Below are 25,725 nucleotides of genomic sequence, written 5' to 3' on the forward strand. Positions count from 1 at the left end.
CCACCGGTTTCCTATTTGAGTTGACCCGTCAGCCGCGCCAGCTGCGCGACGTTCATGTTGTAGTCGTTCATCGTCCGCAGGTATTCGGTCTGCACGAGAACGTAGTTCTTGATCGCCTCGGCGACCTTGTCGGCACTTTGCAGACCCGCCGAGAAGTCGGCCAGCGACGCGACCATCCAGCGACGTGCCGCCGTCGCGCCGTCGCCCAGTTCGCGCTGGGCGTTGTAGTTGGCCTGCGCGTTGGCATAGGCCTCGCCGACTTCGAAGGGAATCCCCGCCACCGCGAACGCCTTCTTGTGGTTGAGCGCCTCCAGTTCGGCCTGGGCCTGATCGACGCGCGCCTGGCTGGCGCCGAACACGGTATCCCACTTCACGCCGACCACCGGGGTGAGGCCGGCGTTGTTGAAGGGGTCGTAGACGTAGGGGTTGTCGAGGCGGTCGCGCTGCGAGGCATAGTTGAGCTGCCCGACCACGCCGGCGTATACGTCGGGCATGCGGTCGGCCTTCTTGGCGGCCACCAGCGCGCGGCGTGCGCGCAGGCCGGCCTCGAGCTCCTGCATTTCGGGGCGCTCCTGCAGCGCCTTCGCCTGGAGCTCGTCCAGGTCGACCTGCGGGAAGGGCAGCGGGGCGATATGCTCGTCGGCGACGCTCAGCTCGCCCTTGAGGCCGACGCCGGTCAGAACCTTGAGGCCGTCGAGGCTGATCTTCTCGATTGCACGCGCCTGGTTCACGTACTTGGCGAGGAGCCCGCGGGCGGTCTGCAGCGCATACAGGTCGGACTGCCTGGACTCGCCGCTTTCCGCCTTGAGATTGCGCTCGACCGAGCCGATGGCGTCGTTCAGGCGTGTCTGCATGTCCTCCAGGAAAACGCGGGTGTCACGCGCCGTGAGATAGCCGTAATAGGCGCGCTTGGTGTCGTATACGGTAGCGGTGCGCGCCTGCCTGACCTCGCCCTGCTTGACGTCGACGTTGCCTTGCGCGGCATCGCCATAGTGCTCGATCTTGCCGAAGGTGAAGAGCGGCTTGACCAGCGCGAAGTCGAGATGGGTCCAGTCGGACACGCCGTGGAGCGTGTCGCCGTCGCTGCGGGGCGTGACGCCGGAATAGGCGCCGTTCTGGTAGAAGCCGCCCTCCACCTTCGGTGCCAGGCCGATGAAGGCGTTGGCGCTGAGCCGCCAGCCGGCGTTGCCCTGCACTTCCTTCACCATGGCGCGTGCGGCTTCGACGACCTGCTCGCGCTCCTTGATGCGCGGATCGGCGGCGAGGCTCATCTCGACGGCCTGCTGCAGGTTGACGGTGTCGGCGCGGCCGGGCAGGGCCGTCAGCAGCATGCCGGCGGCCAAAAGAGTGCGGGTCAGTGCGTTGAGAGTCATTTGGGTGCTCCTTCTTGAGCCTTGCCGTACAAGAATTGGCCGATCAGGTTTTCCAGCACCACGGCATCCTGCGTGATCGTGATGCGGTCATGGTCCTTCAGCATCGTGCCATCCCCTCCCGGCTCCAGGGCGACATACTGCTCGCCCAGCAGCCCGGAGGTCATGATGGCCGCGGAGGTGTCCTTGGGGAAAGCATAACGCTTGTCCAGCCGGAGCGTGACCGCGGCCTGATAGTCCTTGTTGTCGAAGCGGATGTCGGCCACGCGTCCGACGACCACCCCGGCGCTTTTCACCGGCGCGCGCGGCTTCAAGCCGCCGATGTTCTCGAAGCGCGCCACCACCTCGTAGCTGTCGGTTGCGTTTACGGTGCTCATGCTGCCGACCTTGAGCGCCAGGAACAGCAGCGCGACGATGCCCGCGACGACGAAGAGGCCTACCCACAAATCCAGTATGGTCTTGTTCATTTGTCAGTTCAGTCCCCGGAACATGAATGCGGTCAACACGAAATCCAGCGCCAGCACGACCAGGCTGGACGTCACCACGGTCCGCGTGGTGGCGCCGGACACGCCTTCGGCGGTCGGGGGCGCATCATACCCTTCGAACAGCGCGATGGTGGTGACCGCGACGGCGAACACCACGCTCTTGATGACGCCGTTGAGGATGTCCTGGTCGAAATCGACCGAGCTCTGCATCTGCGACCAGAACGTGCCCTCGTCGACGCCGATCAGCTGCACCCCGACGAGGTAGCCGCCGAAGATGCCGAGCGCCGAGAACAGCGCGGCCAGCAGCGGCATCGAGATCACCCCTGCCCAGAAGCGCGGGGCGACCACGCGGGCGATCGGGTCGACGGCCATCATCTCCATCGCCGACAACTGCTCGGTCGCCTTCATCAGGCCGATTTCCGCGGTGATCGCGGATCCGGCCCGGCTGGCGAACAGGAGGCCCGCCAGCACCGGCCCCAGCTCGCGCACCAGCGACAGCGCCACCAGCGTGCCCAGCGCCGATTCCGAGCCGTAGCGCTGCAGCGTCTCGTAGCCCTGCAGGCCGAGCACCATGCCGACGAACAGCCCCGACACCACGATGATGATGAGCGAGAGCACGCCGGTGAAGTAGATCTCGCGCACCGTGAGCCCGAAGCGGCGGAACGCCGTGCCCGAATGCAGCAGCGTCGCCAGGAAGAAGCGCGCGGCGAAGCCGATGCGCCAGACACCCTGGATCGTGCGATGCCCCAGATTTTCAATCGCCTGCCTAAGCATGCAGCGCTCCCAGCTGAAGATCCTCGACGTAGGGCGGCGCAGGATAATGGAACGGCACCGGCCCGTCGGATTCGCCGTGCACGAACTGGTGCACGTACGGCAGTCCGGAGGCGCGGATCTCGTCCGCGCTGCCCTCGGCCACGATCACGCCCTCCGAGACGAAATACACATAATCGACGATCTTCAGCGATTCCTGCACGTCGTGGGTGACCACCAGCGAAGTCAGCCCCAGCGTGTCGGTCAGGCGCCGGATCAGGTTGCCGGTCACGCCCAGCGAGATGGGGTCGAGGCCGGCGAACGGCTCGTCGTACATCACCAACATGGGATCGAGCGCGATCGCGCGGGCAAGCGCCACGCGGCGCGCCATCCCGCCGGAGAGTTCGGCCGGCATCAGCCGCGCGGCGCCGCGCAGCCCGACCGCGTGCAGCTTCATCAGCACGAGGTCGCGGATCGCGTCTTCCGGCAGGTCGGTGTGCTCGCGTAGCTGGAACGCGACATTGTCGAACACCGACATGTCGGTGAACAGCGCGCCGAACTGGAACAGCATCCCCATCCTGCGGCGCAGGCGGTACAGGCCGGCGCGATCGAGTTCGCCGAGCGTCTCGCCCGCCACGCGCACCGTGCCTTCGCGCGCCCTCACCTGGCCGCCGATGAGGCGCAGCAGCGTGGTCTTGCCGCACCCGCTGCTCCCCATGATGGCGACGACCTGCCCCCGCTTCGCGGTCAGGTTGATGCCCTTCAGGACCGGCCGGGCGCCGTAGCCGAACACCGCGTCCCGGATTTCGACCAGATTGTCGTTCTGCAAGTAGCCAGCCTTTATTGTTTCCGAGCCGCCATGATGGCCGCCCGCCCCCGGCCCCGCCGGTAGACCGAGTAGTCTATGCATGCGCCTCGGCGCATGCAAGCGCGGGCGCGGCCTGCCGGGCAGCCGGCGCCCCATTCAGTAGCCCATCACCTGCGCCAGCGTCTTCGCCTCGTCCATGCGTCCGAGGTCGCCGCTGCTGCTGAGCACGAAGAGCGGCGCGCCGGTCGCCGCCTGCTGCGTGATGCGGGCGGCCAGCGCGCGCAGGTCGGGGCGCACGTCCAGCCACCACACGTGTTCGGCCGCCCAGGCCGGCGTGGCCAGCAGGACGCGCTCCGACACCGGTTGGGCATGCTCGCCGCCGCCGGGTTCCAGCAGAAAGCAGAATCCGTCCAGCGTGTCGTCGAGCCACCGCGCCCAGGTCGCCGCGGACGCGGCCTGCCAGACCGCCGCGGGCAGGTAGACGGCCTGGAACTGCGTGTTGTAATAGGACAACATCCAGTCGTCGGGCAAGTCCTCGGGATAGAAGCGCCCGCGCCATTCCGGATGCGCCCAGCCGACGGCACCGACCCGCACCAGCGCCGGATAACTCATCGCGGACCCCGCCCCTCAGGCACGACGCCAGGTGGTTCCGCCGGGACCGTCTTCGAGCACGATCCCGGCGGCGGTCAGGGCGTCGCGGATGCGGTCCGACTCGGCGAAGTCCTTCGCCTTGCGCGCCGCCTGGCGGGCCGCGATCAGGGCTTCGATCTCGGCTTCGGACAAGCCACCAGCGGCGCTTCCTCCCTGCAGGAACTCGGCGGCGTCGCGCTGCAGCAGGCCGAGCACGCCCCCAAGGCTGCGCAGCGCCGGCGCCGCGCCGGCATCGCCGCGGTTGGCCTCGCCCGCGAGCTCGAACAGCACGGCCAGTGCCTCGGGCGTGTTGAAGTCGTCGTCCATCGCGGCGCGGAAGCGCTGCGCCGCAGGCTGATCCCAGTCGGGCGCGGCGCCGGTGGCGGGGACGCCCTTCAGCGCCGTGTAGAGCCGGGTCAGCGCGACCTTGGCGTCGTCGAGATGGGCGTCCGAATAATTCAGCGGGCTGCGGTAGTGCGCGCGCAGGATGAAGAAGCGCACGACCTCCGGGTCGTATTTCTCGAGCACCTCGCGGATGGTGAAGAAGTTGCCGAGCGACTTCGACATCTTCTCGTTGTCGACCCGCACGAAGCCGTTGTGCAGCCAGTAGTTGACGAAGGTGCAGCCGTGCGCGCCCTCGGACTGGGCGATCTCGTTCTCGTGATGCGGGAACTGCAGGTCCTGGCCGCCGCCATGGATGTCGAAATGCCGTCCGAGCAGCTCGGCGCTCATCGCCGAGCACTCGATGTGCCAGCCGGGGCGGCCCGGCCCCCACGGCGACTCCCACGCCGGCTCGCCCGGCTTGGCGGCCTTCCACAGCACGAAATCCATCGGGTCGCGCTTGTTCGGATCGACCTCGACGCGCTCGCCGGCACGCAGTTCGTCGAGGCTCTTGCCCGACAGGCGGCCGTATTGCGGAAAGCCGCGCACGCTGTAGTAGACGTCGCCGTTGGGCGCCGGGTAGGCCAGGCCGTTGGCGATCAGCTGCCCGATCATGGCGAGCATCTGCGCGACGTAGCGGGTGGCGCGCGGCTCGTGGTCGGGCGGCAGCACGCCGAGCGCGCGTTCGTCCTCGTGCATCGCGGCGATAAAGCGCTCCGTCAGCGCGGCCGGCGTCTCGCCGTTCTCGTGCGCCCGCCTGATGATCTTGTCGTCGATGTCGGTGATGTTGCGCACGTAGTCGACCCGGTAGCCGCTGGCGCGCAGCCAGCGCGCGACCATGTCGAACACCACGAATACGCGCGCATGGCCCAGGTGACAGAGGTCGTACACGGTCATGCCGCAGACGTACATGCGGACGACGCCGGGCGTGAGCGGGACGAATTCTTCCTTGGTGCGCGTGAGCGAGTTGGTGATGTGCAGCATGATGCGAGCGGATCGGGGGCAAATATCTGGCGCGGACTGAAGCGGCGCACCGACTGTCTCAGGCGGGTCGATGTTGTTAGAATGCCGGCTTCCCTAGATGATCCGAGCATATCACATGGCCCTGTCACGTTTCCTTGCCGCCGCCGTCGTCAGCGTCGTGCTCGTCAGCGTTCCCGCGCTGGGCGACGAGATCCAGGACATCAACCTGCAGTTCCGCAAGGGCGAACTCGCCGCCGCGCTCGATCACGCCAACCGCTACCTGGCCAAGAACCCGAAGGATGCTCAGGCGCGCTTCCTGAAGGGCCTGATCCTCGCCGACCTCGGCAAGACCAACGATGCGATCGAGGTGCTCAGCGCCCTGACCGGCGACTACCCGGAACTGCCCGAACCCTACAACAACCTGGCGGTGCTGTACGCCGCGCAAGGGAAATACGAAGCGGCCCGCAACGCGCTCGAGATGGCGATCCGCACGCATCCGGACTACGCCACGGCACACGAGAACCTCGGCGACATCTATGCCAAGATGGCGGCGATCGAATACGACAAGGTGCAGACCCTCGACGCCAAGAACACCACGGCGCCGGCCAAGCTCAAGCTGATCCGGAACCTGCTCGGCGGCCAGGCCATCAAGTCCGCGCCGAAGAAATGAGGCCGCGCTCCGCCGGCCACCCTCCCCGTCAACCTTCCTAGGACACTCCATGGTCAAGCTGCATACGAATCACGGCACCATCACCCTCGAACTCGACGCCGAGAAAGCGCCGAAGACGGTGGAAAACTTCCTGCAGTACGTGCGCGACGGCTTCTACGACGGCACGATCTTCCACCGCGTGATCGACGGCTTCATGATCCAGGGCGGCGGCATGGAGCCTGGCATGACGCAGAAGGCGACCCGCGCGCCCGTCGAGAACGAGGCATCCAACGGCCTCAAGAACGAGGCCTACACCATCGCGATGGCACGCACCCCCAACCCCAATTCGGCGACTGCGCAGTTCTTCATCAACGTCGCCAACAACAGCTTCCTCAATTTCACCGCACCGACGCCGCAGGGCTACGGCTATGCCGTGTTCGGCAAGGTGGTCGAGGGCATGGACGTGGTCGACGCGATCAGGAAGGTCAAGACCGGCAACCGCGCCGGCCATCAGGATGTGCCGCTCGAGGACATCGTGATCACCAAGGCCGAGATCGTCTGACGCGGTGAGCGCGGCTGCCCAAGCAGGCGCAGGTCGCACCTTCTTCGTTGCCGACCTGCACCTGACCGACGAACGCCCGGCTGCGACCGGGCGTTTTTTTCGCTTTCTCGAGGAGGAGGCGGCGGGCGCGGACGCGCTCTACATCCTCGGCGACCTGTTCGAAGCCTGGATCGGCGACGACCACGACGAGCAGGTGGCCGCCGAGACGGCACGCCGGCTCCGGGCACGGGTCGAGGCCGGCACCCCGGTCTACTTCATGCACGGCAACCGCGACTTCATGCTCGCCGAGCGCTACGCCGCGCGCGCGGGCATGACGCTGCTCGCCGATCCGACCCGCGTCGACCTGTACGGCGTGCCGACGCTGCTGATGCACGGCGACACGCTTTGCACCGACGACCTCGCCTACCAGGATTTCCGCCGCAGGGTGCGCCACCCGCTGACGCGCGCGCTGCTGCGCCGCCTGCCCCGCTGGCTCCGCCGGCGCCTGGCGCGCCAGGCGCGCGCCGGCAGCGAAGCCGCCAAGGCGCAGAAGGCCGCCGCGATCATGGACGTGAACCCGGCGGAAGTCGAACGGGTGCTGCGCGAACAACGGGTCGGCCGCCTGATCCACGGCCATACCCATCGCCCCGGACAGCACGTGCACCCGATCGACGACCGCGCCTGCGAGCGCTGGGTCGTGCCGGACTGGTATGCCCGCTGGGGCTACGTCGTCTGCGATGCGGGCGGCTGCGCGCTCAGGGTCGACGATTTATGACGGCGCGTCGATCTGCGCCATTCCTTCCGGGACGCGGAACAGCGCGGGATCGAGCGGCTCGCGGCCTTCGTGCTCGAGCCGGCGCGTACGTCCGGTGAAGTCGCGTTCTTCCAGCGGCAGGCCGAGGCGGAGCGTCGTCCCCGACTCCCACACGTGGTTCGCCAGATCGCAGTCATGCTGCAGGTCGGGCGGCGTCGCCTTCCATACCCGGTACTGCGTCGCCGCGAGCACCGCCTTCAACTCGCCCATCGCGCGAGCCGCGTCCATGGCGTACCGGGCCGCGATGCCTTCGCTGCAGACGAGCCCCTTGAGCGTGAGCGTGTAGCGGCGGCCGCCGCGCACCGGCTCGCCGGCGTCGATCCGCGCATCCCAGTCGGCAGGCTTCGGCGGCAACAGGCCGGGCGCGAACACCATCGCCAGCCGGCTTTCGTGCATGACGTTGATCGCGACGTGCCGGCGCCGGTCCAGCAGCGTGAAGTCGCCGGCGTCCTCCCCGCTGTCCATGCGCAGGAAATCCGGCGTCACCAGGATGCGCGTCGGATAGGGCGGGCCGCCCGGATCCTGGTCGACGTATTGCAGCACGATCATGTCGGCGGCCTGCGCCCCGCCCGCGGCAGCCAGCCATGCGACCCCCTGCAGGAAGTGCGCCCAGAGCGGCCTCAATTCGCCAGCCCCCGCGCCAGATCGGCCTCGATGTCCGCGACCGCTTCCAGGCCCACCGCGATGCGCACCAGGCCGTCCCCGATGCCCGCGGCCGCACGCTGCTCGGGCGTCATGCGGCTGTGCGTGGTCGTCGCCGGATGCGTGATGGTGGTCTTGGTATCGCCGAGGTTGGCCGTGATCGACAGCAGCTTCGTCGCATCGATCAGCTTCCACGCCGCCGGCTGGCCCCCCCTCAGCTCGAATGCGACGATGCCGCCGCCGGTCTTCTGCTGCGCCATCGCCAGGTCGTGCTGCGGATGCGAGGGCAGCCCGGGGTAGAGCACGCGCGCGACCTGCGGCTGCGCTTCCAGCCATTGCGCCAGCGCCAGCGCGTTCCGCGAATGCGCGTCCATGCGCAGCGACAGCGTTTCCATCCCCTTCAGGATCACCCAGGCGTTGAACGCGGAGAGCGTCGGCCCGGCGGTGCGCAGGAAGGTGTAGACCCCCTCCATCAGCGCCTGGCTGCCGAGCACCGCCCCGCCCAGCACCCTGCCCTGCCCGTCGAGATACTTGGTCGCCGAATGGATCACGATGTCGGCACCGAGTTCGAGCGGCTTCTGCAGCGCCGGCGAACAGAAGCAGTTGTCGACCGCGAGCCACGCACCCGCCTCGTGCGCGATGGCGGCGAGGGCGCGAATGTCGCTGACTTCGGTCAGCGGATTGGACGGCGACTCGACGAAGAAGAGCTTCGTGTTCGGCCTGACCGCCGCACGCCACTCGGCCGGGTCGGTCGGCGACACGTAGGTCGTCTCGATGCCGAAGCGGCCGAGGATGTTGGAAAAGAGCTGCACGGTCGAGCCGAAGATCGAGCGCGACGCGACGACGTGCTCGCCCGCCTTCATCAGGCCCATCACGGTGGCCAGGATCGCCGCCATGCCCGACGCGAACGCCACGCAGCGCTCGGCGCCTTCGAGCGCGGCCAGCCGCGCCTCCATCATCTGCACCGTCGGGTTGGTGAAGCGGGCGTAGATCGGGCCCGCCTGTTCGCCCTTGAAGCGCGCCGCCGCCTCGGCCGCGCTGCCGAAGACGAAGCTGGAAGTGAGGAACATCGCCTCCGAGTGTTCGTTGAACTGGCTGCGCACGGTGCCGGCGCGCACCGCCAGCGTTTCGATGTCGTATTCGTCGTTCATCCCGGTCTCCAAAAGCAAAAACCCCGAACGGCTTTCGCGGTTCGGGGTTCCCCTGGACGCTTTAGCCGCATTTATCAAGCGCCCGCAAGCTGTGGTTCAAATCGGCGCTGGTGTCACTCTAAGCCGGGCAACGGGCGCGGGTCAAGCCCCCGTCGCCAGGTTGAGGTCGAGCTGCTGGGTCGACAGCGCCGACGGCGGCGGCGTCTCGCCATTGCGCACCGCCTCGACGTAGGCGAGATACTCCGGCGTGACGTCGCCGGTGATGTAGCGGCCGTCGAAGCACGAGGTATCGAAGTCGAGGATGGCCGGATTGCCCGCACGCACCGCCGCCACCATGGCGTCGAGGTCCTGGTAGATCAGCGCGTCGCAGCCGATTTCGCGCGCGATCTCCTCGTCGCTGCGGCCGTTGGCGATCAGCTCGTTGCGCGTCGGCATGTCGATGCCGTAGACGTTGGAGAAGCGCACCGGCGGCGAGGCCGAGGCGAAATACACCTGGGCGGCGCCGGCGTCGCGCGCCATCTGCACGATCTCGCGGCTGGTCGTGCCGCGCACGATGGAGTCGTCGACCAGCAGCACGTTGCGGCCCTTGAACTCCTCGCCGATGGCGTTGAGCTTCTGCCGCACCGACTTCTTGCGCAGCGCCTGGCCGGGCATGATGAAGGTGCGGCCGATGTAGCGGTTCTTGATGAAGCCCTCGCGGTACGGCACGTCGAGGCGGTTCGCCAGCTGCAGCGCGGACGGGCGGCTGGTGTCGGGGATCGGGATCACCACGTCGATCCTCAGATGCGCGAATTCGCGCTCGATCTTCTCCGCCAGCGACACGCCCATCGCCAGCCGCGTGCTGTAGACCGAGACGCCGTCCATCACCGAATCCGGGCGCGCCAGGTAGACATATTCGAAGATGCACGGGTTGAGCACCGCATGGTCGCTGCAGACGCGGCTGTGCAGCGTGCGCTGGTAATCGATGAACACGGCCTCGCCCGGTGCGACGTCGCGCAGCAGCCGGAACCCCAGCGTATCGATTGCCACGCTCTCCGAGGCGATGATGTATTCGTGCGGCGTCACCTGCTCGTTGACGCCGATCACCAGCGGGCGGATGCCGTGCGGATCGCGGAACGCCAGGAGACCGTAGCCGGCGATGAAGGCCACCACCGCATAGGCGCCCCTGCAGCGCGCGTGCACGCCCGCGACCGCGCCGAAGATCGTGTCCAGGCTCAGCTGGCGTCCTTCGGCGCGCACCTGCAGTTCGTGCGCGAGCACGTTCAGCAGCACCTCGGAGTCGGAGTTCGTGTTGACGTGGCGCAGGTCGGTGCGGAACAGCGACTCCTTCAGCTCCTGCGTATTGGTGAGGTTGCCGTTGTGGCCCAGCACGATGCCGTAGGGCGAATTGACGTAGAACGGCTGCGACTCGGCGGACGACGACGCGCTGCCCGCGGTCGGATAGCGCACGTGCGCCACGCCCATGTCGCCGAGCAGGTTGCGCATGTCGCGCGTGCGGAAGACGTCCCGCGCAAGCCCCTGCCCCTTGTGCATGTGAAAGCGGTTTCCCTCCGCGGTCACGATGCCGGCCGCATCCTGGCCGCGATGCTGCAGCACCATCAGCCCGTCATAGAGCAGCTGGTTGACCGCCGTATTGGCGACGACTCCGATTACCCCGCACATGCTGTGCACCCATCCATAAAATTACTCAAAGCGAATGTATTTCGCGACGTCGGCCGGCACCAGCGGCAAGGCACGCTGGGCCATCGCCTGCAGGCTGCCCGACACGCGGGCGTGCTTCCAGAAGTCCGTCCGCGGCAAGGACGTCAGGCCGGCGGCCAGGGTCAGGCCGACCAGGATCACCAGCCCCTTGGCCAGCCCGAGCACCCCGCCCAGCACCGTGTCGGCGCCACCCAGTCCCGCCGCCTTCACCAGCGAGGCGAAGAGATGCCCGAGCAGCAGGACCGCGATCAGGACGACCAGAAAGATCACCGCGAAGGCCGCGAAATAGCGGATGCCCGGGCTCTCGATTCCCACCGGCAGCAGCGGTGCCGCGACGACCGCGCCCCACTTGCCCAGCACGAATGCGAGGAACCATGCCGCCAGCGAGAACAGCGTGTCGACCATGCCGCGCATCAGGCCGCGCACGACCGCCAGCACCAGCACCAGCAAGACGATGAGATCGAGCGCGCTCATCGCGCGACCACCTGGCCGGCCAGGCCGTTCTCGGCGAGCCGGCCGGCGGCGGCGACCGCCGCCTCGCGCGTCGCATAGGGTCCGACGCGCACGCGCGTGAGGCTGCCGACGGTGTCCGTATAGACAGGCACACCGGCGAGCGCGGCGCGTGCCTTGAGTTCGCGCGCCTTGGCGCCGTCGGAAAGCGCCGCCAGCTGCACGACGAACGCGCCAGCGTGCGCCGCCGCCTCGCGGGCAGCCGGCTCGGCAGGCTTCGGTACGGGCTTGGCTGCGTCGGACCCGGCGGGTTCGTGGCTGGCCGGCTTGGCGGTCTCGCGGGCGGGTTTGGCGCTCTCGCGCGCGGACTTGGCGATTTCGCGAGCGGACTTCGCCGCGTCCTCACCGGCCTTGGCCGTGTCGTGCGTCGGCAGGGGTCTGGGCACCGGCGCGACGGGTTCGGGGCGCACCGCGGGCGTCGGCGCGGCAGCGGCGTCGACGCGGGGCGGCTGCGCTGCCGCCTCTGCAGACGGCCCGGGCGCTGCAGGCGCGGCGGTCATGCGGACCGCCAGCGTGCTCGTCGGGGGCGGCTCGTCTTCCAGCATCAGCGGCAGCAGGATCACCGCCACCAGGGTCAGCGCGACTGCCCCGATCAGGCGGCGCCTGGCGAGGCGTTTGAGGTCATTTTCACTGCTGGGTGGCGGCATGATCGAGCACGGCGGCAACGGTGTAGAACGAACCGAAGACGAGAATTCTATCATCTTCGCGCGCGGCGCCCCGCGCCTCCGCGAGCGCCCGCCACACATCCGGCTGCACGCTCACTTCGGCCGCGCCGGTCGCGTCGCGCACGATCGCGGCGAGCGTGGCGGCGTCCCGCGCGCGTGGCGAATCCGGCGTGCACGCCCACCAGGCGTCGATCGCGTCGCGCAGGGCTGCCACCACGCCTGCGGCGTCCTTGTCGGCCAGCATGCCGACGACGGCGAGCGTGCGCCCCTTGGCCGGCTGTTCGCGCAAGGCGGCGGCGAGCGCGCGCGCGGCCTCCGGATTGTGCGCCACGTCGAGGATCACCTCCGGTGCGCACGCGACGCGCTGAAAGCGGCCGGCGACGCGCGCCTCCGCCAGCCCCGCGCGAATCGCCGCCTCGCCGACCGGCAGGCGCGCGGCCAGCGCCTCGAGCGCGGCCAGCGCGGCCGCCGCGTTGCGCAGCTGGAAGGGCCCGGGCATGGCCGGCAGCGGCAACGCCGGCCAGGTCGCGTCGACACCCTCGTAGCGCCAGCGTCCGCCCTCGCGGCGGGCGGCGAACTCGCGCCCGTAGCAGCGCAGGCCGGCGCCGATCCGCCCGGCCTGTTCCAGCAGGCTTGCCGGCGGCACCGGATCGGCGCAGATGGCAGGCCGTCCCGCGCGGTAGATGCCGGCCTTCTCGAAACCGATTTGCTCGCGGGTATCGCCGAGGTATTCGATGTGGTCGAGGTCGACGCTGGTCACGATCGCGGCGTCGGCGTCGAAGACGTTCACCGCGTCAAGGCGGCCGCCGAGTCCGACCTCGAGGATCGCGACGTCGACGCCAGCATCGATGAACTGCAGCATGGCGCCCAGCGTACCGAACTCGAAATACGTCAGCGACGTGTCGCCGCGTGCCACGTCGATCCGTTCGAATGCGGCGACCAGGTCGGCGTCGTCCGCCTCGCGCCCCGCAATCCGCACGCGCTCGTTGTAGCGCAGCAAGTGCGGCGACGTGTAGAGCCCGGTCCGGTAACCGGCCGCGCCGAGCACCGCTTCGAGATAGGCGCAGGTCGACCCCTTGCCGTTGGTGCCGCCGACGACGATCAGCGGAAAGGCGGGCGCGAGCCCGAGCGCATCCTTGACCCGGCGCACGCGGTCGAGGCCCAGCTCGATCGTGCTCGGGTGCAGCTGCTCCAGACGCGCCAGCCAGGCGTCCAGAGCGGATGGGGTATCGGCCACGTTTTTCCTCAAGCGCGAAGGGCAGCCGGTTGCCCCGCTGCCCTTCGTGTTCCGATCGCGTTTCCGGACAACGGGGTCAGGCGGCCAGCGCAGGGCGCCCCATCATCATCGCCAGCGTGGCGGCGAGTTCGTCGCGCATCCGGCGGCGATCGATGATGCGGTCGATGGCGCCCTTCTCCTGCAGGAACTCGGCGCGCTGGAAGCCTTCCGGCAGCGTCTCGCGCACCGTCTGCTCGATCACGCGCGGGCCGGCGAAGCCGATCAGCGCGTTGGGCTCGGCGACGATGAGGTCGCCGAGCATGGCGAAGCTCGCCGAGACGCCGCCCATGGTGGGATCGGTCAGCACCGACACGAACGGCAGCCGATGACGCGAGAGCTGGGTCAGCGCAGCGGAGGTCTTGGCCATCTGCATCAGCGAGAAGAGACCTTCCTGCATGCGCGCGCCGCCGCTGGCGGAGAAGCACACGAAGGCGGAATTCGATTCGATCGCGGCCTCGACGCCAAGGGCGAAGCGTTCGCCGACGACCGAGCCCATCGAACCGCCCATGAATTTGAACTCGAACGCCGCCGCGACCACCGGCACCGCCTTGACGGTGCCGCCGATCACGACCAGGGCGTCGGTCTCCGAGGTGCCCGCCTGCGCTTCCTTGAGGCGCTCCGGATATTTCTTGCTGTCCTTGAACTTCAACGGGTCGAGCGGGGTGATGTGGGCGCCGATCTCGTGCTGGCCTTCCGCATCGAGCAGCATCGACAGGCGGCGACGTGCGCCGATGCGATGATGGTGGCCGCACTTGGGGCACACCTCGAGGTTGCTCTCGAGATCGGCGCGATACAGCACCTCGTTGCAGGCCGGGCACTTCGACCACAACCCCTCGGGCACCGTCTTCGAGGCCTGGGCACGCCGCTTGATCTTCGGCGGCAGGATTTTCTGGAACCAGCTCATAGAAATTGTCCTAGCTCTGTCCGCCTCTCCCGCGACGGGAAAGGGCAGGGAGAGGGTGGAACGCACCCCCGACGTTCATTCACTTGCTTGCCGCATCGACGCCGCGGCGCAGGTCGGCCAGCAGATGCCTGACCCGGTTGGCGCATTCGCCTTCGGGCGCACTTTCGATCTCGCCGACGATGCGGCTGCCGACCACGACGGCATCGGCGAGGCGCGCCACCGCCTCGGCGGTCGCAGCGTCGCGGATGCCGAAGCCGACGCCCACCGGCAGGCTGCAATGCGCGCGCACCATCGCGATCCTGCGCGCGACCTCGTCGGTGTCGAGGTTGGCCGATCCGGTCACGCCCTTCAGCGAGACGTAGTAGATGAAGCCGCCGGCGACGGCCGCCACCTGCTCGATGCGCGATTCGGGCGTGGTCGGCGACAGCAGGAAGATCGGGTCGAGACCATGCGCCTTGAACACGTCGGCCACGCCCGCGGACTCCTCGGGCGGGATGTCGACGGTCAGCACGCCGTCGACGCCAGCCGCGCTCGCCGCCTGCGCGAAGGCTTCGTAGCCCATGTGCTCGACCGGGTTGGCGTAGCCCATCAGCACCACGGGCGTGGTCGTGTTGGATTTGCGGAATTCCGCCACCATCGCCAGCACGTCCTTCAAGCCGACCTTGTTGGCGAGTGCGCGCTCGGATGCGCGCTGGATCACCGGCCCGTCGGCCATCGGGTCGGAGAACGGCACGCCGAGCTCGATGATGTCGGCACCGGATTCGACCAGCGCGTGCATCAGCGGCACGGTGAGGCCCTTGCCGGGGTCGCCCGCGGTGATGAAGGGGATCAGGGCTTTCTTGTTCTGCGCCTTGAGGGCGGTGAAGGTCTGGCCGATACGGCTCATGATGAGGTCTCTGGAATCGTGGCGGACCCGCTTACAGCGCGATCCCCAGGAGCTTGGCCACGGTGTTGATGTCCTTGTCGCCCCGCCCCGAGAGGTTGACCAGGATCGCCTGGTCCTTCTGCATGGTCGGCGCGAGCTTCTTCGCCTGCGCGACGGCATGGCTCGATTCGAGCGCGGGGATGATGCCCTCGTACCGGCACAGGTCCTGGAAGGCCGCGAGCGCCTCGTCGTCGTTGATCGCGACGTACTCGGCGCGGCCGGCGTCCTTGAGGTAGCTGTGCTCGGGCCCGACGCCGGGGTAGTCGAGGCCGGCCGAGATCGAGTGGGTCTCGATGATCTGGCCGTTCTCGTCCTGCATCAGGTAGCTGCGAAAGCCGTGCAGCACGCCCGGCGTGCCGGCATTCAGCGGCGCCGCGTGCTTGCCGCTTGCCACCCCCGAGCCGCCCGCCTCGACGCCGATCAGGCGCACGTTCTCGTACGGGATGTAGGGGTGGAAGATGCCGATGGCGTTGGAGCCGCCACCGACGCAGGCGACGACCGCGTCGGGCTGGCGGCCGGTCAGCTCGGGCATCTGGACGATGGCCTCGCGGCCGATCACGCACTGGAAGTCGCGCACCAGCATCGGGTACGGGTGCGGTCCGGCGGCCGTGCCGAGGATGTAGAAGGTCGATTCGACGTTCGTGACCCAGTCGCGCATCGCCTCGTTCAGCGCATCCTTCAGCGTCTTCGAGCCCGACGAGACCGGCACCACCGTGGCGCCGAGGAGCTTCATGCGGAACACGTTGGGCGCCTGACGCGCGACGTCCTCGGCGCCCATGTAGACGACGCATTCCATGCCGTAGCGCGCGGCAACGGTCGCCGAGGCGACGCCGTGCTGGCCGGCGCCGGTCTCGGCGATGACACGCTTCTTGCCCATGCGGCGGGCGAGCAGCGCCTGGCCGATGGTGTTGTTGATCTTGTGCGCGCCGGTGTGGTTGAGGTCCTCGCGCTTGAGGAAGATCTGCGCGCCGCCATAGGCTTCGGACAGGCGCTTGGCATGGTAGACGGGGCTGGGCCGGCCGACGTAGTGCTTGAGCTCGTATTCGAACTCGGCGATGAAGGCGGGATCGTTGCGCGCACGGTCGTATTCGACGCGCAGCTCTTCCAGGGCCGCCATCAGGGTTTCGGCGACGAAGATGCCGCCGTAGGGACCGAAGTGGCCGCGGGAATCGGGAAGATCAGTCAGCTTCATGATGCTTTCGCTCGTGCAATGAATTGCGCTACCTTCAGCGCGTCCTTGATGCCCTTCGAGGCCTCCACGCCGGACGATACGTCGACCGCCCACGGCCGCACCGTGCGCACCGCCTCGGCAACGTTGCCGGGGTCGAGCCCGCCCGAGAGGATGACCGGCAGCGGCAGTTCGCGCGGGATCAGGCTCCAGTCGAAACGCTCGCCGGTACCGCCCGGCACGCCGGGGACGAAGGCATCGAGCAGCAGGCCGCGCGCGGCCTCGAAGTCAGCCGCGCATTTTAGCAAATCCGTGTCCGGATTGACCCGGATCGCCTTGAGGTAAGGCCGGCCGTGGCGCGCACAGTCTGCCGGCGTCTCGTCGCCATGGAACTGCAGCAGGTCGAGCGGCGCGACCTGCAGCACCGCTTCGACGAAGGCCGGGTCGGCATCGACGAACAGGCCGACCGATTGCACGAAGGGCGGCATCTCGCGCAGCAGCGCGGCCGCGGCCGCGGCCGACACGTGGCGCGGACTCTTGTCGTAGAACACGAAGCCGAGCGCGTCCGCGCCCGCCGCGCAGGCGGCATGCAGGTCCTCGGTGCGGGTGATGCCGCAGATCTTTACGCGCACGCTCATGTTGCGAAGGGCCACCGGTCGGAGCCTTCCGGCAGGGCAAAGTGCGCAGGATACCGGATGTGCGTGAGATAAAGCCCTGCCGCGTCGAAGGTCGGCGCCGCACGGGTGCGGTCGCGGCTCGCCCGCAGTTCGGCCATCCATTCCGGTGGCCGCACCCCGGCGCCGACCTGGATCAGGCTGCCCATCAGGTTGCGCACCATGTGATGCAGGAAGCCGTCGGCCTGGAAGTCGCACAGCAGATAATCGCCGCGCCGCTCGACGTGGGCGCGGCGCAATTCCTTGACCGGCGATTTCGCCTGGCATTCGGCGGCGCGGAAGGCGGAAAAGTCGTGCCGGCCGATCAGGTGCAGCGCCGCGCGGTTCATCGCGTCGGCGTCCAGCGGGCGGTGATGCCAGCCGACCAGCCCGTGGTTGAGCGCCGGACGCACGGGATGGTTCAGCAGCACATAGCGGTAGCCCCGCTGCGTGGCCGCGAAGCGCGCGTGGAAATCCTCGCCGACCTCGCGCGCCCACAGCACCGCCACGCCGGCCGGCAGGTGGCTGTTGACGCCGCGCACCCAGGCGCTGAGCGGGCGTTCCACCGACACGTCGAAATGCGCCACCTGGAAGGCTGCGTGCACGCCGGTGTCGGTGCGTCCGGCCGCGGTGACGACCGTCCGGTCGCCGGCGATCGCCGCCACCGCCGCTTCCAGCGCATCCTGCACGCCGCAGCCCTGGGGCTGCGATTGCCAGCCGCAGAAGCCCGCGCCGCAATATTCCAGCCCCACCGCGATTCTCATACCCATGCCAGCACGGCCCACACTCCGATCAAGGCCGCCAGTATGACGGCGCTGTCGCAGGCTCGCCAGCGTTCGGTCGCGAGCGTGTAGGTCGCCGGCATCGCCGCCTCCGGCAGCGGCGCGCGCAGCGCGTCCAGCCAGCGGGCGGGCTTGGGCGCATGCTCGACGTAGTCCAGCGTCAGGCCCAGACGGACCGCGAAGGCACGGCGGTCGAAGCCGATCCACGCGAGCGGCCGCGCCAGCCCGTAGAGGCCGTAGATCAGCCGCGCGCGCGCGGTGGTGGCGAGCAGCACCGCCAGCCCGGCGAGCATCAGCGCCAGGCGCGCCACGCGAAGCCCGCCCTGGGCGAGGCCTTCGATCGTCGGGCTCGCCCACTCCAGCGGCGGCCACAGCGGCGTGCCGGGCAGCGTGTAGGCGTAGGTGAGGAGCAGCACCGCCATCAGCCAGCGGGTGCGCCGCAGCAGCCGCCAGGTTTCCTGGCGAACGGGCGCAAACAGAAAGGCCGCCACGAATGCGGCGGCCAGGAAAGGAAGCTGCGACGGGACAGCGCGCTCAACCGCCACTGCCCACCCGCACCACACGAGGATGCGGGCAGCCGGGTGTGGACAGTCAGCCAAGCGCGCTCAACATCCCCTGGGCATCGGATTTCTGCTTCTGGCTGCCCTCCGCGAGCACCTCGTTGAGAATCTCGCGCGCGCCTTCCTTGTCGCCCATTTCCACGTAGGCGCGGGCGAGATCGAGCTTGGTGCCCACTTCGTCGAGTTCGAGTTCGCTGTCGCCGGACTCGCCGAGGTCGAGATCCAGCCCGCTGAAGTCGAACTTGCTGTCCGGGCCGTTGTCGTCTTCCAGCCCAAGGTCGAGCTTCAGGGTGTCGTCCTCCACCGGAGGCAGGTCGAGGTCGGGCAGGTCGAAGTTCAGGCCCTGCGTATCCATTTCCACATAGCCTGCGGCAGGCGCCTCGGGGGCCTTCTCCGGCTCGGCCGCGGCGTCGAAATTGAGGCCATGCCCGGCGGACTCGAACTCGAGCGGCGCCGTGTCGGCCACCGGCTCCGGCTCGGCTGCGGGCTCGGCTTCCGCCACCGGCGCAGCCTCGACAACCGGCTCCGCCGCAGCGGGTTCGCTCGCAAAGGCCACCGCACCGCCAGCCACTGCCGCCGTCGCGGCCACGGTCGCAGCCGGCGACGCGCCGGCCTGGACGCCGCCGTACAGCGGGTTGGTCGGATCGATGCTGCGGCCCATCTCGCAGGCCTTGTCCCACAGCGGGCTCTCCTTCGTGCCGAGGGCGGCATAGAGTTCCCCTGCAACCGACTCGAACGCGCTCGTGTTGCGGCGCGCCGCATAGATTTCCAGCAGCTTGACGCGAATCTCGTGCCGGTCCGGATTCTTGCCGATCGCTTCCTTGAGGATCTCCTCGGCCTGGGCGTCGCGGCCGTAGGCCATGTAGACCTCGGCTTCGGCGATCGGGTCGACGTCGTGGGTGTCGATGGTGCCCAGCCCCGCCTGGCTGAAGTCGGTCAGGAAGGACGTGTCGCCGGTATTCACGGCCCCCCCCGATGCCGCGCCGATGACCGTGTTCGGGCGCACGTCGCCGCCGGTCATGATGCTGTCGTCGAGTCCGGTGTTCGCGGGCTTGCGGCGGCGACCGCCGGCCATCATCCACCAGAGCACGCCGCCCAGGCCCAGCGCAGCGACGCCGCCGCCCCAATAGAGCGGGTCGGCGAGCAAGGGGTCGTACCAGTTCGTGGACGGCTCCGGGGCGGCCGGCGGCGCGCTCACCCCCGGGGTCGCCGGCGCCGGCACTGGCTTGGCAACCGTCGGTGCCGGAGCCGGCTTGGGCGCAGGTGCAGCGGCGGCCGGCTTGGGCGGCGCCGGGGGCGCGGCGGCGGCAGGTTCGGCCTGAGCCTTTTCCTTCATCGCGACCAGCTTCTGCATGTCCTGGACCTGCTTTTCCAGGGCCGCGACGCGCTGCTGCGATTCCTGCAGCGCTTTCTCGCGCGCGGTCGCGTCTTCTTCCTGGGCGCGCAGCTTCTCCTGGAGCGCGCGCGCGGCGTCGGTCCCCGCGCCACCGGCAGCAGCCGGCGCACCCTTCGACAGCTTCAGCACATCCTTCTGCGCCTCGGGCGCCGGCTTCGCGTGGTCTTCCACCTTGGGCGTGATCTTGCCGCTCGCAGCCTGGCCGGGCGCGGCCTTGGCTGCGGGGGCGGCGCTCACCGCAGCCGCGAGGCGCTGCCGGTAGGCGCGCCAGTCTTCCGCTTGCAGCCGGAGTTCGTGCACCGCGTCGGTCTGCGGAATGGCCGCCAGTTTCTCGGACGACGGCACGGCCAGGGTCTTGCCGGCCTTGAGGCGGTTCATGTTGCCGTCGAACGACTGGGTATTGTCACGGTACAGCCCCACCAGGGTCTGCTCCAGGCTCACCCCTTCCGGACGGACGCGGTGGGCGATGGCGGCCAGCGTATCGCCGCGCTTGACGGTGATGTGGTCGGGGGCGGCGCCGCTCGGCGCAGGCTTGGCGGCCGGCGCGGCCGCAGCGGCTTTGGGCGCGGCCGCTGCCGGCGCAGCCGGGCTCGGCTGTGCCGCTGGTTTCGCGCCGATCGCCGGGGCGGCGACAGCGGGCGCGGGCGCCACGGTCTGCTTGGCGGCCATGCCCGGCGGATCGAGCAGCACCGTGTATTCTCGCACCAGCCGACCGGCGCCCCAGTTCAGTTCGACCAGCATGTCGATGAAGGGATCGTTGACCGGACCGCTCGAGGTGACCTTCAGAACGGCCTTGCCGCTCGGCTTTTTCTCGACCGAAAAACGCAGGGTGGAGAGCACGGGAGCGAATTCGACATGCGCATCGCGGAACGCCTGGCCCGATGCCAGGCTGGCCGACAGGCTGTCGAGCTCGGCCTTGTCGGCGGCGAACACCTCGATTTCCGCCGTCAGCGGCTGCCCCAGCGCCGAACTGACCGACAGCTTGCCCAGCCCGGCGGCGTGCCCCATCAGCGGCATGGCGATCAAGCCGGCAGCCACCAGGTGGGTGGTGAAGCGCTTCAATTTCATCCCGTATCTCCCTAATCCCCCCGCGCGGCGGGGCTGTTGAATCCTTGACGCCACTATTGACGGCTCGGCAGGCGCAATCTTTAGTGCAACAATCGCACCAGACCACGCAGCCCGGCCGACGCGCCCGCGGTTCAGGCTTCGAGCAGGATGCGCAGCATGCGGCGCAGGGGTTCGGCGGCACCCCACAGCAGTTGGTCGCCGACGGTGAATGCGGTGAGATACTGGGGACCCATGTTGAGCTTGCGCATGCGGCCGATCGGCACGGTCAGCGTGCCCGTCACGGCCGCCGGCGTGAGCTCGCGCATGGAGATCTCGCGGTCGTTCGGCACCACCTTGACCCACTGGTTGTGCGCGGCGATCAGGCTGTGGATGTCCTCGAGCGGCACGTCCCGGGTCAGTTTGATGGTGAGCGCCTGCGAGTGGCAGCGCATCGCGCCGACGCGCACGCAGAGGCCGTCGATCGGAATCGGACTGCCGGTCCTGCCCATAATCTTGTTCGCCTCGACCTGCGCCTTCCACTCTTCCTTCGACTGCCCGGATTCGAGCGCAACGTCGATCCACGGGATCAGGTTGCCGGCCAGCGGCACCGGCCAGGCCTCGGTCGGATAACGGTCGGAACGGATGAAATCGGCCACTTTCCTGTCGATCTCGAGGATGGCGGACGCCGGATCCTCGAGCAGCGTCTTCACCTCGCCATGCACCGCGCCCATCTGCTGGATCAGTTCGCGCATGTTGCGCGCGCCGGCGCCGGAGGCCGCCTGGTAGGTCATCGGCGATACCCACTCGACCAGGCCCGCGTCGAACAGCCCGCCCATCGCCATCAGCATCAGCGACACCGTGCAGTTGCCGCCGACATAGGTCTTGACACCGCCGGCGATGCCGTCCTGGATCACCTTCTTGTTGACCGGATCGAGGATGATGATCGCCTCGTCCTTCATCCTGAGCGCCGAGGCGGCGTCGATCCAGTAGCCGTTCCAGCCGGCGGCGCGCAGCTTGGGATAGACCTCCTTCGTGTAATCGCCGCCCTGGCAACTGATGAGGGTGTCGCAGGCCTTCAGTTCGTCGATGCTGTTGGCATCCTTCAGCGGCGGCACGTCGCGGCCGATGTCCGGCCCCTTGCCGCCGACGTTCGACGTCGTGAAGAACACCGGGTCGATGTGGTCGAAATCGCGCTCTTCCTTCATGCGCCCCATCAGCACGGAACCCACCATGCCGCGCCAGCCGATCAAGCCTACTTTCATCATTTCGTTTCTCCTTTGTGAGGGGCTAGGGGCCAGGATTTAGGGGCGAGGGAACGAGCGGCCTTCGGGCCGCGTTATCCGAGTATTGCGCGGGCACAGCCCGCTCCAACCCTAACGCCTAGTCCCTGGTTCCTAAATCCTAGAGCGCCGCGACCACCGCATCGCCCATCTCGCTGCACGACACCTTGCGCGTGCCCTCGGTCCATATGTCGCCGGTGCGCAAGCCCTGCGCGATCACCTTCTTGACCGCGTTCTCGATGCGGTCGGCGGTCGCGAGGTCGGCGAAGGTGTAGCGGTACATCATCGCCGCCGAAAGGATGGTCGCCAGCGGATTCGCCAGGTTCCTGCCGGCGATGTCGGGCGCGGAGCCGTGGATCGGCTCGTACATGCCCTTGTCGTGCGCATCCAGGGACGCCGACGGCAGCATGCCGATCGAGCCCGACAGCATCGAGGCGGCGTCCGACAGGATGTCGCCGAAGATGTTGCCGGTCACGATGGTGTCGAACTGCTTCGGCGCGCGGATCAGCTGCATCGCCGCGTTGTCGACGTACATGTGCGAGAGCTCGACCTCCGGGTAGTCCTTCGACACCTCGATCATCACTTCCTTCCACAGCTCGGAACATTCGAGCACGTTGGCCTTCTCGACCGAGCACAGCTTCCTGCCGCGCTTCATCGCGATGCCGAACGCGACGTGCGCGACGCGGCGCACTTCCGACTCCGAATACAGCATTGTGTTGAAGCCGACGCGTTCGCTCCCCCCCGTTGGGCTCGGCCGCACCTCGATGCCGCGCGGCTGGCCGAAATAGACGTCGCCGGTCAGCTCGCGCACGATCATGATATCGAGGCCGGAGACCACTTCAGGCTTCAGCGACGAGGCGCCCGCGAGTTCCGGGTACAGCAGCGCCGGCCGCAGGTTGGCGAACAGGTTCAGCTCCTTGCGGATGCGCAAGAGGCCGCGCTCGGGGCGCAGCGGGCGGTCGAGCGTGTCGTACTGCGGGCCGCCGACGGCGCCGAGCAGCACCGCGTCGGCTTCGCGCGCGAGCGTCAGCGTCGCCTCCGGCAGCGGATCGCCCGCCGCGTCGTAGCCGGCACCGCCGATCGGCGCGGTCTCCATTTCGAGTTTCGCGCCGTCGGCCCTGAGGGCCTCCAGCACCTTCACCGCCTGCGCGACGATTTCGGGACCAATGCCGTCACCCGGCAAGACTGCAATCTTCATGTTCTCAAACCATTCTTTTTCATTTGGGGTGCGGCAAGGTCCGTCCGTCCAGTCCCTTCGCGCTCACCCCTTGATCACGCAAACAGCCACGGCGCCTCGACCCGGCGCCGCTCTTCATAGGCCTTGATCTTGTCGGCCTGCAGCAAGGTCAGGCCGATGTCGTCGAGCCCGTTCAGCAGGCGATGCTTGCGCCCGCCGTCGACTTCGAATTTCAGCGCTTCGCCGCCCGGCGTCGTCACGGTCTGCTTGTCGAGGTCGATGTTGAGGCGATAGCCCTCACTCGCGTCGCATTCGCGGAACAGACGGTCGACCACCACCGCGTCGAGCACGATGGGGAGGATGCCGTTCTTGAAGCAGTTGTTGTAGAAGATGTCGGCGAAGCTCGGCGCGATGATCGCGCGGATGCCATAGTCTTCCAGCGCCCACGGCGCATGTTCGCGGCTCGATCCGCAGCCGAAGTTGTCGCGCGCCAGCAGCACGCTGGCGCCCCGGTAACGCGGAAAATTCAGGACGAACTCCGGATTCGGCTTGCGGCTGGCGGGATCCATGCCCGGTTCGCCGTGGTCGAGATAGCGCCACTCGTCGAAAAGATTCGGGCCGAAGCCGGCACGCTTGATCGATTTCAGGAACTGCTTGGGGATGATCGCGTCGGTGTCGACGTTGGCGCGGTCCAGCGGCACGACCAGTCCGTCCAGCACGGTGAATTTCTGCATTGCTTGCCTTTCCCTACTTCCTGTCGCCCGAGTCGACTTTCTCTTCGACCCACTCGCCCGCCTTCTGCAGGCCCTTGCCGGTCGCCTCGGCGCCCTTCTTCACGCCGCGCTCGGTCGCCTCGGCGGCGCGCTTCACGCCGCGTTCGGTGGCTTCGACGGCTTTCGTGACGCCGCGGCCGGTCGCGGCGGCACCCTTCTCGATGCCGTGCGCGGCGGCCTCGCCGCCTTGCTTGATGCCGTTGCCGACCTTTTGCGCGACGCCCTCGTCCGCACAGGCGAACTGCGCGCCCAGACAGCCCAGCAGAACCAGCATGAAAACCTTCTTCATCGACTGTCTCCTTACAACTTGCGAACGTCCACGAAATGCCCGGTGACGGCGGCCGCGGCGGCCATCGCCGGGCTGACCAGATGGGTCCGCCCGCCCTGCCCCTGGCGCCCCTCGAAGTTGCGGTTCGACGTCGACGCACAGCGCTCGCCCGGCTCCAGCCGGTCCGCGTTCATCGCCAGGCACATCGAGCAGCCCGGCTCGCGCCATTCGAAACCCGCCTCGACGAAGATCCGGTCCAGGCCCTCGGCCTCGGCCTGCCGCTTCACCAGTCCCGAGCCGGGCACCACCATCGCCAGCTTGACGTTGGGGGCGACCTTGCGGCCCCTGGCCACCGCGGCCGCTTCGCGCAGGTCCTCGATCCGCGAATTGGTGCACGAGCCGATGAAGACCTTGTCGACCGCGATCTCGGCGATCGGCGTGCCGGCGGCAAGGCCCATGTATTCGAGCGCACGCGTCCAGTCGTGGCGCTTGACCTCGCTCGGCGCGTCGGCCGGATTAGGCACACGGCCGCCGATGGTCGTCACCATCTCGGGCGACGTGCCCCAGGTGACCTCCGGCTCGATCGCGGCGGCGTCCAGTTCGACCACGCGGTCGAATTTCGCGTCGGCGTCCGAATGCAGCGTGTTCCACCACGCCACGGCCTTGTCCCAGGCGTCGCCGTTGGGTGCATAGGGACGGCCCTGCACGTAGTCGATCGTGGTCTGGTCGACCGCGACCATGCCGGCGCGCGCGCCCGCCTCGATCGCCATGTTGCACAGCGTCATGCGGCCTTCCATCGACAGCGCCCGGATCGCCGAGCCGCCGAACTCGATCGCGTAGCCGGTTCCGCCGGCGGTGCCGATCTCGCCGATGACCGCGAGGGCGATGTCCTTCGCGGTCACGCCGCGCCCCAGCACGCCGTCGACCCTGACCAGCATGGTCTTCGAAGGTTTCTGCCAGAGGCACTGGGTCGCCAGCACGTGCTCGACCTCGGAGGTGCCGATGCCGAACGCCAGCGCACCGAAGGCACCGTGCGTCGAGGTGTGCGAGTCGCCGCACACGACCGTCATGCCCGGCAGGGTCAGCCCCTCCTCGGGCCCGATCACGTGGACGATGCCCTGGCGGACGTCGTTCATCCCGAATTCGGTGATGCCGAATTCGGCGCAGTTGGCGTCGAGCGTCTCGACCTGCAGGCGCGACACGGGGTCGGCGATACCCTGCGAGCGGTCGGTCGTCGGCACGTTGTGGTCGGGCACCGCGATCGCGGCGTCGGTGCGGCGCGGCTTGCGGCCGGCGAGCTTCAGCCCCTCGAACGCCTGCGGGCTGGTGACTTCGTGCACCAGGTGGCGGTCGATGTACAGCAGGGTGGTGCCGTCGGGTTCGACGTGGACGACGTGGGCATCCCACAATTTCTGGAACAGGGTCTGGCCGGGCATACGAGCAGGCATAAGGGAGC

The 25,725-nt window shown here is 68.5% G+C and carries 27 protein-coding genes; 3 read left to right on the top strand and 24 right to left on the bottom strand.

The window, feature by feature from the left end; translation table 11 throughout:
• Window positions 1-11 precede the first annotated feature (11 nt).
• The 6 genes from VA613_RS10455 to cysS form a co-directional block, all read right to left on the bottom strand.
• Window positions 12-1,373 (bottom strand): TolC family protein, encoded by a 1,362-nt coding sequence (locus VA613_RS10455; protein WP_324778955.1) that lies wholly within the window; start codon window positions 1,371-1,373, stop codon window positions 12-14.
• Window positions 1,370-1,837, bottom strand: a complete 468-nt coding sequence (gene mlaD, locus VA613_RS10460; protein ID WP_324778956.1) for an outer membrane lipid asymmetry maintenance protein MlaD — start codon at window positions 1,835-1,837, stop codon at window positions 1,370-1,372. The genes VA613_RS10455 and mlaD overlap by 4 nt, the downstream gene beginning before the upstream one ends.
• Before the next feature lie 3 nt (window positions 1,838-1,840).
• Window positions 1,841-2,629 carry a lipid asymmetry maintenance ABC transporter permease subunit MlaE gene (mlaE, locus tag VA613_RS10465; RefSeq protein ID WP_324778957.1) on the bottom strand — a complete coding sequence of 263 codons (789 nt, stop codon included), beginning with the start codon at window positions 2,627-2,629 and terminating at the stop codon, window positions 1,841-1,843.
• Window positions 2,622-3,434 (bottom strand): ABC transporter ATP-binding protein, encoded by an 813-nt coding sequence (locus VA613_RS10470; protein WP_324778958.1) that lies wholly within the window; start codon window positions 3,432-3,434, stop codon window positions 2,622-2,624. Before VA613_RS10470 ends, mlaE begins: the two co-directional genes overlap by 8 nt.
• 135 nt (window positions 3,435-3,569) lie before the next feature.
• Complete coding sequence (locus VA613_RS10475) at window positions 3,570-4,025, bottom strand: DUF72 domain-containing protein (RefSeq protein ID WP_324778959.1); 456 nt, start codon at window positions 4,023-4,025, stop codon at window positions 3,570-3,572.
• Between the two features lie 15 nt (window positions 4,026-4,040).
• Window positions 4,041-5,408 (bottom strand): cysteine--tRNA ligase, encoded by a 1,368-nt coding sequence (cysS, locus tag VA613_RS10480; RefSeq protein ID WP_324778960.1) that lies wholly within the window; start codon window positions 5,406-5,408, stop codon window positions 4,041-4,043.
• A gap of 115 nt (window positions 5,409-5,523) precedes the next feature.
• Here cysS and VA613_RS10485 point away from each other — a divergent pair, with 115 nt between their 5' ends.
• From VA613_RS10485 to VA613_RS10495, 3 genes are read left to right on the top strand one after another with little or no spacing between them, the layout of a single operon-like run.
• The gene (locus VA613_RS10485) at window positions 5,524-6,057 is read left to right on the top strand and encodes a tetratricopeptide repeat protein (protein ID WP_324778961.1); all 534 of its coding nucleotides are present in this window, start codon (window positions 5,524-5,526) and stop codon (window positions 6,055-6,057) included.
• 49 nt (window positions 6,058-6,106) lie between these two features.
• Window positions 6,107-6,598 carry a peptidylprolyl isomerase gene (locus tag VA613_RS10490; RefSeq protein WP_324778962.1) on the top strand — a complete coding sequence of 164 codons (492 nt, stop codon included), beginning with the start codon at window positions 6,107-6,109 and terminating at the stop codon, window positions 6,596-6,598.
• 4 nt (window positions 6,599-6,602) lie between these two features.
• Window positions 6,603-7,352, top strand: coding sequence for a UDP-2,3-diacylglucosamine diphosphatase (locus VA613_RS10495; RefSeq protein ID WP_324778963.1), 750 nt, complete (start codon window positions 6,603-6,605; stop codon window positions 7,350-7,352).
• Here the strand turns inward: VA613_RS10495 and VA613_RS10500 are convergent.
• The 18 genes from VA613_RS10500 to leuC form a co-directional block, all read right to left on the bottom strand.
• Entirely contained in the window at window positions 7,347-8,015 is a 669-nt protein-coding gene (locus VA613_RS10500; protein ID WP_324778964.1) for a hypothetical protein, read from the bottom strand. The genes VA613_RS10495 and VA613_RS10500 overlap by 6 nt on opposite strands.
• Entirely contained in the window at window positions 8,012-9,184 is a 1,173-nt protein-coding gene (locus VA613_RS10505; RefSeq protein WP_324778965.1) for an O-succinylhomoserine sulfhydrylase, read from the bottom strand. The genes VA613_RS10500 and VA613_RS10505 overlap by 4 nt, the downstream gene beginning before the upstream one ends.
• Before the next feature lie 141 nt (window positions 9,185-9,325).
• Window positions 9,326-10,846, bottom strand: coding sequence for an amidophosphoribosyltransferase (gene purF / locus VA613_RS10510; protein ID WP_324778966.1), 1,521 nt, complete (start codon window positions 10,844-10,846; stop codon window positions 9,326-9,328).
• 21 nt (window positions 10,847-10,867) lie between these two features.
• Complete coding sequence (locus VA613_RS10515; protein ID WP_324778967.1) at window positions 10,868-11,359, bottom strand: CvpA family protein; 492 nt, start codon at window positions 11,357-11,359, stop codon at window positions 10,868-10,870.
• The gene (locus VA613_RS10520; RefSeq protein ID WP_324778968.1) at window positions 11,356-12,042 is read right to left on the bottom strand and encodes an SPOR domain-containing protein; all 687 of its coding nucleotides are present in this window, start codon (window positions 12,040-12,042) and stop codon (window positions 11,356-11,358) included. The genes VA613_RS10515 and VA613_RS10520 overlap by 4 nt, the downstream gene beginning before the upstream one ends.
• Window positions 12,023-13,297 (bottom strand): bifunctional tetrahydrofolate synthase/dihydrofolate synthase, encoded by a 1,275-nt coding sequence (gene folC / locus VA613_RS10525; RefSeq protein ID WP_324778969.1) that lies wholly within the window; start codon window positions 13,295-13,297, stop codon window positions 12,023-12,025. The genes VA613_RS10520 and folC overlap by 20 nt, the downstream gene beginning before the upstream one ends.
• A gap of 76 nt (window positions 13,298-13,373) precedes the next feature.
• Complete coding sequence (accD, locus tag VA613_RS10530) at window positions 13,374-14,240, bottom strand: acetyl-CoA carboxylase, carboxyltransferase subunit beta (RefSeq protein ID WP_324778970.1); 867 nt, start codon at window positions 14,238-14,240, stop codon at window positions 13,374-13,376.
• A gap of 79 nt (window positions 14,241-14,319) precedes the next feature.
• Window positions 14,320-15,126: a tryptophan synthase subunit alpha gene (trpA, locus tag VA613_RS10535; RefSeq protein ID WP_324778971.1), complete on the bottom strand. Its 807-nt coding sequence runs from the start codon at window positions 15,124-15,126 to the stop codon at window positions 14,320-14,322.
• 31 nt (window positions 15,127-15,157) lie between these two features.
• Window positions 15,158-16,357, bottom strand: a complete 1,200-nt coding sequence (trpB, locus tag VA613_RS10540) for a tryptophan synthase subunit beta (RefSeq protein WP_324778972.1) — start codon at window positions 16,355-16,357, stop codon at window positions 15,158-15,160.
• On the bottom strand, window positions 16,354-16,971 hold the full coding sequence (locus VA613_RS10545) for a phosphoribosylanthranilate isomerase (RefSeq protein ID WP_324778973.1): 618 nt from the start codon (window positions 16,969-16,971) through the stop codon (window positions 16,354-16,356). The genes trpB and VA613_RS10545 overlap by 4 nt, the downstream gene beginning before the upstream one ends.
• On the bottom strand, window positions 16,968-17,750 hold the full coding sequence (truA, locus tag VA613_RS10550) for a tRNA pseudouridine(38-40) synthase TruA (RefSeq protein ID WP_324781239.1): 783 nt from the start codon (window positions 17,748-17,750) through the stop codon (window positions 16,968-16,970). The genes VA613_RS10545 and truA overlap by 4 nt, the downstream gene beginning before the upstream one ends.
• Entirely contained in the window at window positions 17,747-18,259 is a 513-nt protein-coding gene (locus tag VA613_RS10555; protein WP_324778974.1) for a hypothetical protein, read from the bottom strand. The genes truA and VA613_RS10555 overlap by 4 nt, the downstream gene beginning before the upstream one ends.
• A gap of 100 nt (window positions 18,260-18,359) precedes the next feature.
• Window positions 18,360-20,792, bottom strand: coding sequence for a FimV/HubP family polar landmark protein (locus VA613_RS10560; protein ID WP_324778975.1), 2,433 nt, complete (start codon window positions 20,790-20,792; stop codon window positions 18,360-18,362).
• Between the two features lie 131 nt (window positions 20,793-20,923).
• On the bottom strand, window positions 20,924-22,036 hold the full coding sequence (asd, locus tag VA613_RS10565; protein WP_324778976.1) for an aspartate-semialdehyde dehydrogenase: 1,113 nt from the start codon (window positions 22,034-22,036) through the stop codon (window positions 20,924-20,926).
• A gap of 136 nt (window positions 22,037-22,172) precedes the next feature.
• Window positions 22,173-23,249: a 3-isopropylmalate dehydrogenase gene (gene leuB / locus VA613_RS10570; protein ID WP_324778977.1), complete on the bottom strand. Its 1,077-nt coding sequence runs from the start codon at window positions 23,247-23,249 to the stop codon at window positions 22,173-22,175.
• Window positions 23,250-23,323: 74 nt separating this feature from the next.
• Window positions 23,324-23,962: a 3-isopropylmalate dehydratase small subunit gene (gene leuD, locus VA613_RS10575; protein WP_324778978.1), complete on the bottom strand. Its 639-nt coding sequence runs from the start codon at window positions 23,960-23,962 to the stop codon at window positions 23,324-23,326.
• A gap of 13 nt (window positions 23,963-23,975) precedes the next feature.
• On the bottom strand, window positions 23,976-24,290 hold the full coding sequence (locus VA613_RS10580) for a hypothetical protein (protein WP_324778979.1): 315 nt from the start codon (window positions 24,288-24,290) through the stop codon (window positions 23,976-23,978).
• Window positions 24,291-24,301: 11 nt separating this feature from the next.
• Window positions 24,302-25,705: a 3-isopropylmalate dehydratase large subunit gene (gene leuC, locus VA613_RS10585; RefSeq protein WP_324778980.1), complete on the bottom strand. Its 1,404-nt coding sequence runs from the start codon at window positions 25,703-25,705 to the stop codon at window positions 24,302-24,304.
• Window positions 25,706-25,725: the final 20 nt, after the last annotated feature.

The sequence above is a fragment of the Thiobacillus sp. SCUT-2 genome (genome assembly GCF_035621355.1).
Lineage (GTDB): Bacteria > Pseudomonadota > Gammaproteobacteria > Burkholderiales > Thiobacillaceae > Thiobacillus > Thiobacillus sedimenti.